The organism is Rummeliibacillus sp. BSL5 (assembly GCF_052928305.1).
Genome location: NZ_JAVGCV010000001.1, coordinates 2,007,686 through 2,019,816, shown reverse-complemented (window position 1 = coordinate 2,019,816; position 12,131 = coordinate 2,007,686). Strand labels below are relative to the sequence as shown.

Annotated in this window: 13 protein-coding genes; 5 read left to right on the top strand and 8 right to left on the bottom strand. The window is 36.6% G+C overall.

Annotated features, from left to right (window positions below; genetic code table 11):
- Window positions 1–91: 91 nt before the first annotated feature.
- On the top strand, window positions 92–637 hold the full coding sequence (locus RCJ93_RS10030) for an RNA polymerase sigma factor (protein WP_066791557.1): 546 nt from the start codon (window positions 92–94) through the stop codon (window positions 635–637).
- Window positions 638–682: 45 nt separating this feature from the next.
- On the opposite strand, the gene RCJ93_RS10025 is transcribed toward RCJ93_RS10030, so the two are convergent.
- Window positions 683–1,108 (bottom strand): MarR family winged helix-turn-helix transcriptional regulator, encoded by a 426-nt coding sequence (locus tag RCJ93_RS10025; protein ID WP_066791559.1) that lies wholly within the window; start codon window positions 1,106–1,108, stop codon window positions 683–685.
- 24 nt (window positions 1,109–1,132) lie between these two features.
- On the bottom strand, window positions 1,133–1,537 hold the full coding sequence (gene spx, locus RCJ93_RS10020; RefSeq protein WP_066791561.1) for a transcriptional regulator Spx: 405 nt from the start codon (window positions 1,535–1,537) through the stop codon (window positions 1,133–1,135).
- 315 nt (window positions 1,538–1,852) lie between these two features.
- Between spx and RCJ93_RS10015 the strand changes: the two genes are divergently transcribed.
- Window positions 1,853–2,023, top strand: coding sequence for a hypothetical protein (locus RCJ93_RS10015; RefSeq protein ID WP_184117534.1), 171 nt, complete (start codon window positions 1,853–1,855; stop codon window positions 2,021–2,023).
- A 279-nt stretch (window positions 2,024–2,302) separates the two neighbouring features.
- Here RCJ93_RS10015 and RCJ93_RS10010 read toward each other — a convergent pair whose 3' ends face one another.
- From RCJ93_RS10010 to RCJ93_RS09990, 5 genes are all read right to left on the bottom strand, one after another.
- Entirely contained in the window at window positions 2,303–2,809 is a 507-nt protein-coding gene (locus RCJ93_RS10010; RefSeq protein WP_150283381.1) for a hypothetical protein, read from the bottom strand.
- Between the two features lie 121 nt (window positions 2,810–2,930).
- Complete coding sequence (locus tag RCJ93_RS10005) at window positions 2,931–3,596, bottom strand: O-methyltransferase (protein WP_150283382.1); 666 nt, start codon at window positions 3,594–3,596, stop codon at window positions 2,931–2,933.
- A 217-nt stretch (window positions 3,597–3,813) separates the two neighbouring features.
- Window positions 3,814–5,373 carry a ribosomal protection-like ABC-F family protein gene (abc-f, locus tag RCJ93_RS10000; protein ID WP_150283383.1) on the bottom strand — a complete coding sequence of 520 codons (1,560 nt, stop codon included), beginning with the start codon at window positions 5,371–5,373 and terminating at the stop codon, window positions 3,814–3,816.
- A gap of 81 nt (window positions 5,374–5,454) precedes the next feature.
- Complete coding sequence (locus RCJ93_RS09995) at window positions 5,455–5,646, bottom strand: SE1832 family protein (protein ID WP_066791567.1); 192 nt, start codon at window positions 5,644–5,646, stop codon at window positions 5,455–5,457.
- Window positions 5,647–5,681: 35 nt separating this feature from the next.
- Window positions 5,682–6,758 carry a PseG/SpsG family protein gene (locus tag RCJ93_RS09990; RefSeq protein WP_066791569.1) on the bottom strand — a complete coding sequence of 359 codons (1,077 nt, stop codon included), beginning with the start codon at window positions 6,756–6,758 and terminating at the stop codon, window positions 5,682–5,684.
- A gap of 274 nt (window positions 6,759–7,032) precedes the next feature.
- Between RCJ93_RS09990 and RCJ93_RS09985 the strand changes: the two genes are divergently transcribed.
- On the top strand, window positions 7,033–7,596 hold the full coding sequence (locus RCJ93_RS09985; RefSeq protein WP_066791571.1) for an NADPH-dependent FMN reductase: 564 nt from the start codon (window positions 7,033–7,035) through the stop codon (window positions 7,594–7,596).
- Between the two features lie 39 nt (window positions 7,597–7,635).
- On the opposite strand, the gene RCJ93_RS09980 is transcribed toward RCJ93_RS09985, so the two are convergent.
- Window positions 7,636–9,822 (bottom strand): DNA topoisomerase III, encoded by a 2,187-nt coding sequence (locus RCJ93_RS09980; RefSeq protein ID WP_150283384.1) that lies wholly within the window; start codon window positions 9,820–9,822, stop codon window positions 7,636–7,638.
- Window positions 9,823–10,478: 656 nt separating this feature from the next.
- Between RCJ93_RS09980 and RCJ93_RS09975 the strand changes: the two genes are divergently transcribed.
- Window positions 10,479–11,042 (top strand): sigma-70 family RNA polymerase sigma factor, encoded by a 564-nt coding sequence (locus tag RCJ93_RS09975; RefSeq protein ID WP_150283385.1) that lies wholly within the window; start codon window positions 10,479–10,481, stop codon window positions 11,040–11,042.
- A complete protein-coding gene (locus RCJ93_RS09970; RefSeq protein ID WP_150283386.1) occupies window positions 11,039–12,067 on the top strand; it encodes a DUF4179 domain-containing protein in 1,029 nt (342 codons plus the stop codon). Before RCJ93_RS09975 ends, RCJ93_RS09970 begins: the two co-directional genes overlap by 4 nt.
- Window positions 12,068–12,131 lie beyond the last annotated feature (64 nt).

The window sequence follows — 12,131 nt, the reverse complement described above, 5'->3', positions numbered from 1 at the left end:
TGTAATGTAAGTGAAAGTTAATCCGATAGAGTGAAAGCTTTGTATTTGCGAAAATATAAATAACAAAGCAACACCAACGGAGGAAATAAAAATGAACACTTTAGAAAATGTCTATGAAGAATATAATCGTTATATATATCATTTATGTTTAAAACTAACTCGCAATAAAGCAGAAGCAGAAGACTTGATGCAAGAAGTTTGGGTGAAAGTAGTACGTTATGAATCATATATGGCTGAAGTGGAACATGTAAAAGCTTGGCTTACAACCATCGCCATGAATACATTCCGCGACCGCTATCGCAAGAATGTACGTCGTAGCAAATATATGATGAGTCAACCTGAAACATTAGACGTACCTGTTTTAGATTTGGTTCCCAATAATGAGCCTTCTACTGAAAAAGTTGTGGAGCAAGGTGTTATCTCTCAAATTGTCCAAGAAAAGATTGATCAATTGGATACGATTTACCGCAACACACTTTTATATTTTTATGTTAACCAGTACTCATTGGTTGAAATCGCAGGATTAATGAAAGTATCCATTGGTACAGTGAAATCACGTCTTTTCCGTGCTAAACAACGTCTAAAAGAAATCTTAATGTCAGATGAATCATCAGCTGAAGCCATCTTGCCAGCATAAAGCTTAAAAAACACCCGATCAAACAAAAGTTGATCGGGTGTTTTATTATCCTAATAAGCATTTGGCGAAGATTTTGCGTAAAGAATGAATTTCTTCTTCTGTGAGCATACCAAACATGCGATCAACAATCGCAGTAATATGATTATGGGCTGTTTCTAAAAGCTGGTGTCCTGTTTCAGTAATCTCAAGCTGAGACGCACGGCGGTCTGTAGTATTTTGCGTTTTAATAATATAGCCTGCTTTGATCAGCTTTGTAGTGAGGACAGTCACACCGCCTGAAGTAACGTGAAGTTTTTCAGCAAGGGTAGATGGACGCAGAGGACCCTCTGCGTCCAGCAAGTCTAATATAAAAATATGGCTCTTAGACAAGCCTATTGAATTTTGGCTATTCCATTCATTCGCCCATTTTCTTTCTAAAGAAGATACAATTTCAAAAAGGGAAGTAATGCTCTCTCTTCTTTTTTCATTCATTATTTTCATCTCCGACATATAGCATTAAATTTCATATGATAAGCGTTGCATTTCATATAGCTCGTATGCACGCACTTTACGTGGGATAAAGCGACGGATGTCCATTTCGTTATAGCCGACTTGAAGCCTTTTTTCATCTATCAGTATAGGGCTGCGCAACATTTTGGGATGGTCTTTTACAATATCATATAGCTCTTGAATCGACAATTGTTCTACATCGCATCGCAGATTTTTAAAATCCTTTGAATTTTTTGAGATGATTTCATCAGTTCCATCTTCTGTCATGCTTAAAATCCGTTTGAACTCAGGAAGTGTTAGTGTCTCAGATGTGATACGTTTTTCAGTATAAGGAATTTCATTTTCCTTCAACCATTTGAGTGCCTTTTTCGATGATGTACAGCTAGTTTGCGTATAAATTGTCACAGTCATAGCATTTCCCGCTTTCTCATTTTTATTATATATATATCTTATCAGTAAGATATATATAAGTCAATGAGATTTGGCAAAAGAATAGGAAAAATTGCGAAAAAATGAGCAAATTCATAAAGTGTTCATAAATTGTATAGGTAACCATTGAAAGGGGAGTTAGAGAAGGATAAGCAAGATGAGTACTGGATGGTTTCTGATTTATTCAACATACCTAATGGGTCTTTCAGAAACAAAATAGGATATATTTGTATATTATTTTTGGAATAATTAATGTATGATAATTCTAACAAATTTCTTTGGAGGAGACAAAAAATCATGATTTCATATACAACCACATGTATTATTTGCAAACAGGATTTTGAGTTAATCGAAGGCACAAAGAAATATAAAGAACGTAAGAAAGATCGAGATAAAAAATTTTGGTGCGACGAATGTGAAGGTAAAATCAACACACAGGCTCGAAAAGGGTTTTTAGAAAGATATTGAAGTACCTATTAAAGCACCTCTTTAGTTTGTTGAGAAGGTGCTTTAAATTAGGCTCAACCAATTAAAAAGGCAAGAGTAACAGGAAATTTGTGAGAAATTGGTTTATTCATGACGATGGATACACAGATAGTCGCTATGGAATTGAAAATCATATCAAAGGCAAAACAAAGGAATTTAAAATATTCTTCAAGCGCAAATTTTTTCAAAGTTTCTTTTATTCGCCGAAAGTTTCATGAGGTTTCACGTATATTAAAACCTTCCATTGCACCTTTAAATATATTATTTGTTGTCAATTTCTCGCCTCCTCTTCTCTTTTCTCCTCTTCCTTTGAATAGCCTCTAACTTTTTGACAATATAAAGTACATAAGTAAATAAAATATCACTTAAGGTTATAAATATTGTTATTAATATTATCCCCAATAAGTTAACTTGGATATTATGCGAAACAGTTGTGAAAACTGCCACGTATAATAAATCCAATACAAAAACTACGATATTTTTGGTGGTTTGGTTATATATATTAGCTTTCATTAAAAATTTTTCAGAGATTATTTGAGCTATTCCAAGTACAACTAAGGCTAATAAAATGAATTTCACTACCAATAATATATTAGAATATATGTTATCTTTCAGAATGGTAACACCGGGAGTATATAACAAAATATAATAAAAGCTTACTAGAATTAATAGTGGTACTGTAAGTGCAAATGCAATTATTATTATCATGCAAATAGTGACTACTATCCCTGTTAGTATTTTATTTTCCTTTTTTGTTTTTTTAGACATTTTATGAAAACTCCTGTATTGCTGTAATCATGTAATTATAACAAAAATTAACACTAAAACCCCGTTCTAAATGAACGGGGTTATGTATAATTGGAGCCTAATATTATTTGGTATGTGTGACTTATTTGACAACACTCATAATAAAACCGTCATAACCTTTGCTACCAACCGTTTGTATAGCAGTGGACTCTAAGCTAGGATTATTTTCCAACAAATCAACGAATTCTCGTACTCCCTGAACCCGTTCATCAGTGCTTTCTACATCAACAACTAAGCCATCTCGTACGACATTATCTGCAATAATGAGCGCCCCTGGATTTGCTAATTCCAAAGCCCACTTCAAGTATTGTGGATTGTTTTGTTTATCGGCATCGATAAAAAATAAATCAAACAAGAGGCCATCTGCTTTTAATTTTGGTAATGTATCGAGAGCTTCTCCTACCAACACTTCTACTTTTTGTTCACATTGTGCATTGCGAATATTTTCTTTTGCTACTTTCGAAAAGTCAGGGTCAACTTCAAGGGTATACACTTTACCGTGCTCAGGAAGCGCGCGTGCGAACCAGATACTGCTATAACCACCGAGTGTACCAATCTCTAATACATTTTTAACTGCTTTTATTTTTGTTAATAAATATAGAAATTTCCCCTGTGCAGGTGACACATCAATTTCTGGAATATCTGCTTCTTTATTTTTTAATAACACTTGTTCAAGAGTTGAATCTGATGGCAGTAATTTATTGCCAAAGTATTCATCTACCTTATTCCATACTTCACTTCTTTCCATATGATCATCCCCATTTGCAAATTTTTCGTCCTAAAATAGTATAACGTTATTCATATTATACAGATATTAGTATAACACAAATGATATTTAATATTAAAAAGTATAACTTATATAAATTGCCATACAGTTATTTAATTAATAACAACCAAAAACAAAAAGACCACCCCTATATTAAGAGGTGGTCTTTTTCTTATTTATTCAAATTAGTATGGTCATACTATTGGTGTCCTTGCGCAAACCATTCGGCTACGTTCCACACTTTTGTTACTAAGCCCTCATAGAATTCAGGTTCATGGCTGACAAGCACGATAGTACCTTTGTATTCTTTCATAGCACGTTTCAATTCTTCTTTTGCAACTACATCTAAGTGGTTAGTTGGTTCGTCAAACAGCATCCAGTTACTTTCTTCCATCATCAGTTTACATAAGCGGACTTTCGCTTGTTCTCCACCACTTAGTTGGTTGAGCGGACGAGAGATGTGCTCGCTTTTAAGTCCTGTTTTTGCAAGCAATGCACGTACTGTTGCTTGTTCTAATGAAGGGTAAGTATTCCAAACATCATCAATCGGTGTAAGAGACCCAGCTTTTACTTCTTGTTCGAAATAAGAAGGGAAGATGAAATCGCCAAGTTCCACTTTACCGCCAAGTGCTGGTATTTTGCCTAGCATGGTTTTTAATAATGTAGACTTACCGATACCATTCATACCTACTAACGCAATTTTTTCGCCACGCTCTACCTGGAAAGTAAGAGGTGGAAGTAGGGGCTTGTCCTTATCATAACCGATCAATAAGTTTTCAGCCTCTACTACATAGCGGCTAGAGCTGCGTGATTCCTTGAAGAAGAACTCAGGTTTTGACGCAGTTTCAGGACGATCGATTCTCTCCATGCGATCCAATTGCTTTTGGCGTGATTTCGCACGGCCGGTTGTAGAAAAACGCGCTTTGTTTTTTGCGATAAATGTTTCTTGTTTTTTAATGAATTCCTGCTGTTTTTCATATGCATCAATATGTTGGCGTTTATTGATTTCTGCAAGCTCTAGGAATTTTTCATAAGTGGCAGTATAGCGTGTCAGTTTCGAGAACTCCAAATGGAAGATGACATCCACAATGCCGTTCATAAATTCTGTATCATGCGAAATTAATAAGAATGCATGTGGATAGTTTTTCAGGTAATTGCTTAGCCACGTAATATGTTCTTCATCTAAATAGTTGGTAGGCTCATCTAGAAGCAATACCTTTGGTTTTTCAAGCAACAGCTTTGCAAGCAATAATTTAGTACGTTGACCACCTGAAAGGGCAGTAACGTCACGTTCTAAGCCAATTGCATCAAGACCAAGACCGCGAGCTACTTCTTCAATCTTCATATCTAATGTATAAAAATCGCCTGCATCTAATGCATCTTGAATAGTAGCCATTTGTTCTAAAAGTTCTTCTAGCTCTTCTGGAGTTGCTTCAGCCATTTTAGCGGCAATCTCATTCATTTCTTCTTCCTTTTTGTATAGTGGAAGGAATGCATCGCGTAATGTGTCACGCATTGTTTTGCCTGGTGTTAATACTGCGTGTTGGTCTAAGTATCCGTAATGTGTGTTTGGCAGCCATTCGACACGTCCTGTATCGTGAATTAGCTCACCTGTTAGTATGCTCATTAATGTGGATTTGCCGACACCATTTGCACCGACAAGGCCTACGTGTTCACCTTCTACAAGGCGGAAAGAAACATCCTTGAAAAGGGTGCGGTCGCCAAATGTATGTCCTAGTTTATCTACTGTTAAGATCATGGTTTATAATTTCCTCCGTTTATGTTGTATATCTATTGAAATGTGGAATCAGCACAGCAAAAAACGCCCAATGCAGGCGCTTTATGCTTCATAAGATTCCAATTTTTTGTTTAGTTCTGCAAGCTGCTGCTCCATATCTGCGAGACGTTGTTCAGCTTTTTCAACCATTTGTGGATATCCTGTAGCTTCAAGCTTTTCAATGTCACCTTGTTGGCGGATATAGTCGCTTTTCAGTTCGGCTATTGTATATAATAGTTCTTCTTTTGTCGCCATATGAAAGCCCCTTTTGCATAAAGTAGTTCTTCTTTTTATTGTATCATATCGCTTGTTTTTTTGGCTTGTTCTTCTGATAAAAAGCCAGGGGAATTTGATGGATCATTTCCAAAGCTTTTAATAAAGGATTGGATATATTGGTTGTTGCGACCTACATCATGGCTCAATTGTTTGCGGATAGCATGTTCACGTCTGCCTTCATGTAAAAGAAACTCCATTACTGCATTTTGCAGGAGGGATTGCTTAATTTTCTTTCCGAGCCCCAAGTTAATAAATCCATTGGCTTCTGTCGGGAAAATATGCTGCATCTCTAGCTCGTCATAGCATACCACAATGCAGGGGATGCCCACTGTCGCTACTTTATATGGCGTGTACTTTGCTCCACAAATCACAATGTCCGCCTCACCTAATAATTCGTATAGTGCATGATCCTTGTGGATAACTTTTATGTTTTTACGACTTAAGGCCATTAGTTTTAATTCATCCACAGCATGGCTGTAGTTGGATTGGACAACGACCGATATTCTAATCGGGATTTGTAGTTGGAGCAAATGCCGTAGCACACGATAGCTTGTATTGTCTGGATCTTTTCCTTCAATAGAGACAACTATATGCGGCTTGTCCGCTGGTTCTTTTGCTTTTTTCTGAACGGCCTGCAACGATTTCGGCACTACATAAGAAGAAGGTCCAACTAAATAATGGGGGAGAAGCTTTTCACGCTTTTCCTGGTAAAGTGTTTGGAAGACGCAATCTGCGGCAGTACCACCCTCTCCAAAATCATCGAAATGAATGATAGTTGGTATGAATGCTTTCAATTCTTCTACAAATGGAACCTCTGTATTTCCACCATCATATATCACTAATTGAGGAGAGAGTTTTTTTAGCTCTGCTACTAACTCTTTCTCAGTTTGATAGCTAATGGGTTTAAAGCCTCTATTGATTAAATATTCGATTGCTTGTTGATCGTGTTTGATCAACAAGTTGGTATTTGATTTATCAAACATTGCAGCAAGCGTTGCAATTCGTTCAATTGGGTATAGGTTCATACACGAAGTTACAGCTCCAACAAAAACAGTCTTTTTCATTGATTCTTCATTATTTTGGTAGTTCATTATATCCCCATCCTTTCAGCGCTCTATTCAACTTATGGGACAGGGAGAGGTAATATGTATAGATTTCTAGTAATTGATGAACTTTTTGAAGAGTGCTAGCTTACGAATTTATTTGTTTAAATGTTGATCATATCCACTTCTAAATAAAAAATGACAAAGAGCGACTTATTCAGCCAAAAGACTGAATTGTTCGCTTTATAGGCATACTACCTTATACTAGGCTGTCGTATTTGTTACAATACCTATAGGAATTTTGAATTGGAGGTAACAACAAATGAAGATTTTGCTTGTCGACGGCACGCTTCTTGGCCGCAAAACAGGTGCCATTTTAGAGCAAGTGGAACAATATATCAAAGAATTGGATGAAGGGCTAGAAGTATCTCAGCTACATCTGGCAGACTTTGAACATCAATTTGTGGATGGACGTCCATTTGATCAATATAATGATGATATGAAAAAACTCGTAAAAACCATTGAGGAAGCAGATGGCTACATTCTGGCTACGCCTATTTTCCAAGGATCTATCCCAGGTGTCTTAAAGAATACATTTGATTTCTTACATCCAAAAGCATTGCGCTATAAACCAGTTTCTATCGTGGCGAACGGTGGGACTTATCAACACCACCTAGTTGTAGAAAACCAACTAAAACCTATTCTTGATTATTTCCGTGCGTTAGTGACACCGAATTACGTATATACACACGGAGATCATTTTGACTCAGAAAACAAAATTATCGATGAGAATGTACACGAACGCCTTCGCGAAATGGCACGTGTTTTCGTCAAATACTGCGAGCTAAGCAAAGATTTACCGAAAGAAACAATTGACCAGCACTAATAAAAAAATCCTTGGCCACTAGGGCCAAGGATTTTTATTTTAATCGAGTTTTAACCCTTTTAATGCCTCTGCTAAAGCATTATTCACAGGTTCATCCTCTTTTTGGTTTTTCAAATATTTTTGGACTGTCCGTTTATCCACTTTTCCTTTGGATTCTTTTTCACGTCTTTGTTTAAAAGTGGATAGTTTTTCACGATATCCACATTTACATGTGAATATCTGTCCTTCACCTTCACCACGTAATTCTAACTTCTTATGACATTGTGGACAACGTGCGTTAGTTACGCGCGCTACATTTTTACGATGTCCACATTCGCGATCTTGGCATACGAGCATTTTACCTTTTTTACCGTTCACTTCAAGCATTGGCTTTCCACAGTCTGGACAAGACTTTGTGGATATATTATCATGCTTGAATTTTTTGTTGCTGCTTTTAATTTCTGAAACGATTTCTTTTGTATGTTGCTTCATTTCATTGATAAATACATCTTTTTTCAGCTTGCCTTTTGCGATGAGCTCTAGTTTTTGCTCCCATTCCGCAGTTGTTTCAGGTGATTTCAATTCTTCGGGTACTAAATCAAGAAGCTGGCGGCCTTTACCTGTGATGTGGATATCTTTTCCGCGTTTTTCGATTAAGAAAGAATTGAATAATTTATCGATAATATCTGCACGTGTAGCTACTGTACCAAGTCCGCCAGTTGTTTTAAGCGTATCTGCGAGCTTTTTGTCATGTGTGTTTAGATATTTCGTTGGATTTTCCATAGCTGAAAGTAATGTCGCCTCAGTAAAACGTGCGGGTGGTTTTGTTTGGCCAGACGTTTGAGAGATTAATTTCACTTGCAGCGTTTCGCCTTTTTCAATGCGTGGCAGGAGTTGTTCTTTAATATCTTCATGAGTCTCATCTTCATCAAAACGGTTTTCATATACTTCTTTCCAACCACTTGAAAGTATAGTTTTCCCTTTGGCAATAAAGTTTTCGTCCTTAATTTTCGCGCGCAATGTTAGCTGTTCATATTCATGGGCTGGAGATAGAACTGCTAGGAATCGTTTGATGACCAAATCATAGATTTTGCGTTCTTTGTCATTCATCGCAGAACGATTAACGTAAGCTTCAGTCGGAATGATTGCATGGTGGTCCGACACTTTTTGATTATCAACAAATGCTTTCGTTGCCTTAATTGGTTTGGTTAAAATCCTATTGGCAATTGTACGATACTCACCAATGCCACAAGCCTTTAGACGTTCAGGCAAAGTAGCAACAATGTCTGTTGAAATATAGCGTGAATCTGTACGAGGATATGTTAACACTTTGTGCTGTTCGTATAGTTTTTGCATGATATTTAATGTTTCTTTTGCGGAATAGCCAAACATTTTATTGGCATCACGTTGAAGCTCTGTTAAATCGTATAACCCAGGGGAGAATGTCTTTTTCGCTTTCTTCTCTACCTCTACAACCGTTGCACTTTGGCTGCCCAGTTTATTCACAATGGCATCTACTTTTTCTTTATTAAAGCTGCGAGAATTGCCTTTTTCGTCTTGCCAAGTCAGTTTTAAGTTATTGGCTGTGCGTGCTTCAATACCGAAATATGTTTGCGGCTTGAAGTTTTTGATCTCATCTTCTCGTGCAGCAACCATTGCTACTACTGGTGTTTGTACACGACCACAATTAAGCTGTGCATTAAATCTGGTCGTCAAGGCACGGCTTGCGTTCAGGCCAATATACCAATCGGCCTCAGATCGGGCAACTGCTGCATGATATAAATGTTCGTAGGCTTTACCGGGTTTTAAATTTTGGAAGCCATCTTTGATTGCTTTATCTGTAACAGAAGAAATCCATAATCGTTTGATCGGCTTACGCACATGTGCTTTTTCAATAATCCAACGTGCGACCAATTCGCCTTCGCGTCCGGCATCTGTTGCGATGATAATTTCATTGACATCATTGCGGTTTAGCTGTGTTTTGACCGTGTTGAATTGCTTACCGGATTGTTTGATGACAGTCAATTTTAGTCGGTCGGGCAGCATTGGTAAATCTTCTAAATTCCACGTTTTATATTTTTTATCGTAAGTTTCTGGATCGGCTAATGTCACAAGATGCCCTAATGCCCATGTGACAATATATCGGTCGCCTTCCAAAAAGCCATTTCCTTTTTTATTGCACTTCAATACATCCGCAATATCTCTTGCGACAGAAGGCTTTTCTGCTAATACTAAGCTTTTTGCCATACTATTCTTCTCCTTTAAACTTGTGTATGGTTACTATAACATAGTTCCAGGATTTGAAATATGGATGAGAACTATTGGTAACTGGAGTTCATTAAATTTGTTCTTAAAAGGAAGGGGGATGAGTGTATGTCTCCTAAAGAATATTCAGATGAAACCTGAAGATATGCTTTGACAGAAGGAGCAAATAAAGAAACGGAAATCAAGAATGTCTATTCCAGAATCTTTGCGACAATTGATAGTATTAGTTCTAATGTAGATGAAAAAAATTAATGAAGTATAGTTTTTAAGAGGAAATAGTTAAGAATAAATGTGAGGAAACATTAAAGGATAGATAAGCCTTGGTGAAATTTCATTCAATTTCTCTTATAAGCAATGCCTTTAGGTGTTGCTTTTTTATAATGTTTAATAAATCATTAGGTAACGTTTATCCCACCAACATCATACGTTTTTATCAAACGACGTTACTTAAAAGAATTTTTTCTTTACCTGCATTCTAAATAATGCCATCTTACCTCTTTCATGCTATATACAAATTTACATTTCTTTTATTTATCTTAAAAATAGTAAATACATAGAATATTATTTGAGAATAATCCTGTTGTACGTTCGTTGTACTTTATGAAAAAGCTTTTTCCATCACATAAGGAGCGGAAATTATGAAAAGTTCATCGTCAAACTTTATCATCAGACTAAAAAAACAGAAAGAAGATGCACTCGATTATATTTTAGAGGTATATATGCCCCTTGTGAAAACAATTGCCTCTAAGATTTTGCACAATATGAGACAACTGGATATCGATGAATGTGTCAATGATGTTTTTTTAACTGTATGGCAAAATGCGCATCAGTTTCAGGGTGATCCACAAGATTTTAAAAAATGGATAGGCATGATAACAAAGTACAAAGCAATTGATCGTTACCGCCAGGCTGAAAAACAACTAGCACTTGAACAATCAGATGATCCACTTGAACAGACTGCAAGCCATTTACAGACAGATTTATCTGTATTAAAAAAAGAAGTGAAAAATGAGCTACTGCTTGCGCTAAGCAAATTAAGTGAAATGGATCGTGACATTTTCATTATGAAATATTACTTAGAGCTTACGAATAATGAAATCGGCGATAATCTTGGTCTTTCGAAGGCAGCGGTGGATAATCGCTTGTATCGAGGTAAGAAAGTATTAGCCACAAACACAAAATTAAAGGAGCTCTTTGTATGAGTAAAAAAGAATGGATGGACATAGATATAGATAACCTTGACCTGTTAGAGGTATCAAATGTCGAAAAAGCGCGCGTCAAACAACATGTATTAAAGAAACGTAAAAAATCAAAGACTTGGCGTAATATTGTCATCGCAGCTGTCATTATGGTTAGCGTTACTGGTGCAACTGGATTTGCATTTCCAACTATTGCAGCCCAAATCCCGTTTATGAATCATGTGATTAGCTATTTCAGCAATGAAGAACAACAGGTGTATAAAAACTTTGATACCTTCTCAACAGAGATGGGGCTTGCCAAGACAAGCAATGGAATTACGGTCATGATTGACAAAGCAGTATATGACGGCACGAATATAACTGTATCCTACGCACTAGAGACTAAGCATGACCTTGGGGATGAGAGGGAAATAACTGCACGTAATTGGTTCCGTGTCGAAGGTGCAGATGGAGGCACTTTTTCTGAAGATGTTAGGAAAATTAGTAATACACGTTATGTATGCATTGCCACATTTACCCCAGACTTTAAAGATAATAGAAAGCCAAATGAAGTCCAAGTTACTTGGAAACCTGAAGCTTTTTATAGTTTTTCTAAGGATCGAGAGTTTAAAGGTGATTGGACTTTTAACTTTTCATTAAATCGCATAGAGGGAGATAAGCTGCTTGTGAATAAAACAGTAAAAAATAAGAACATAGATGTTACATTGAGTTCAATTGTATTTACAGATGTCTCGACCATCATAGCCTATGATCAGATAGTGACAGACGAATTCCTGAAAAAATGGCCAAGTGTAACACCTATGTTTCGAGTAACAGATGACCTGGGGCATGTATATTTGGAGGGCTCTGGCGGTGGTGGAGTTACGAACGATAATGGAAAGACTTTCAAAGGGAGTACCACATTTCAATCAATCCAAAAAGATGCCAACAAATTAATTATTCAACCAATCGCGATTGCGAGTCTTATGTATGGGAACGGCCATAAAAAGATTGAACTGGAACCGATTATTGTAGATTTAAAGAGGTAAAATGGCTTCCTAAATTTTGTTGTACTTTTTGTAATATTGCAGATTGAAGACAAAATGAGGTGGG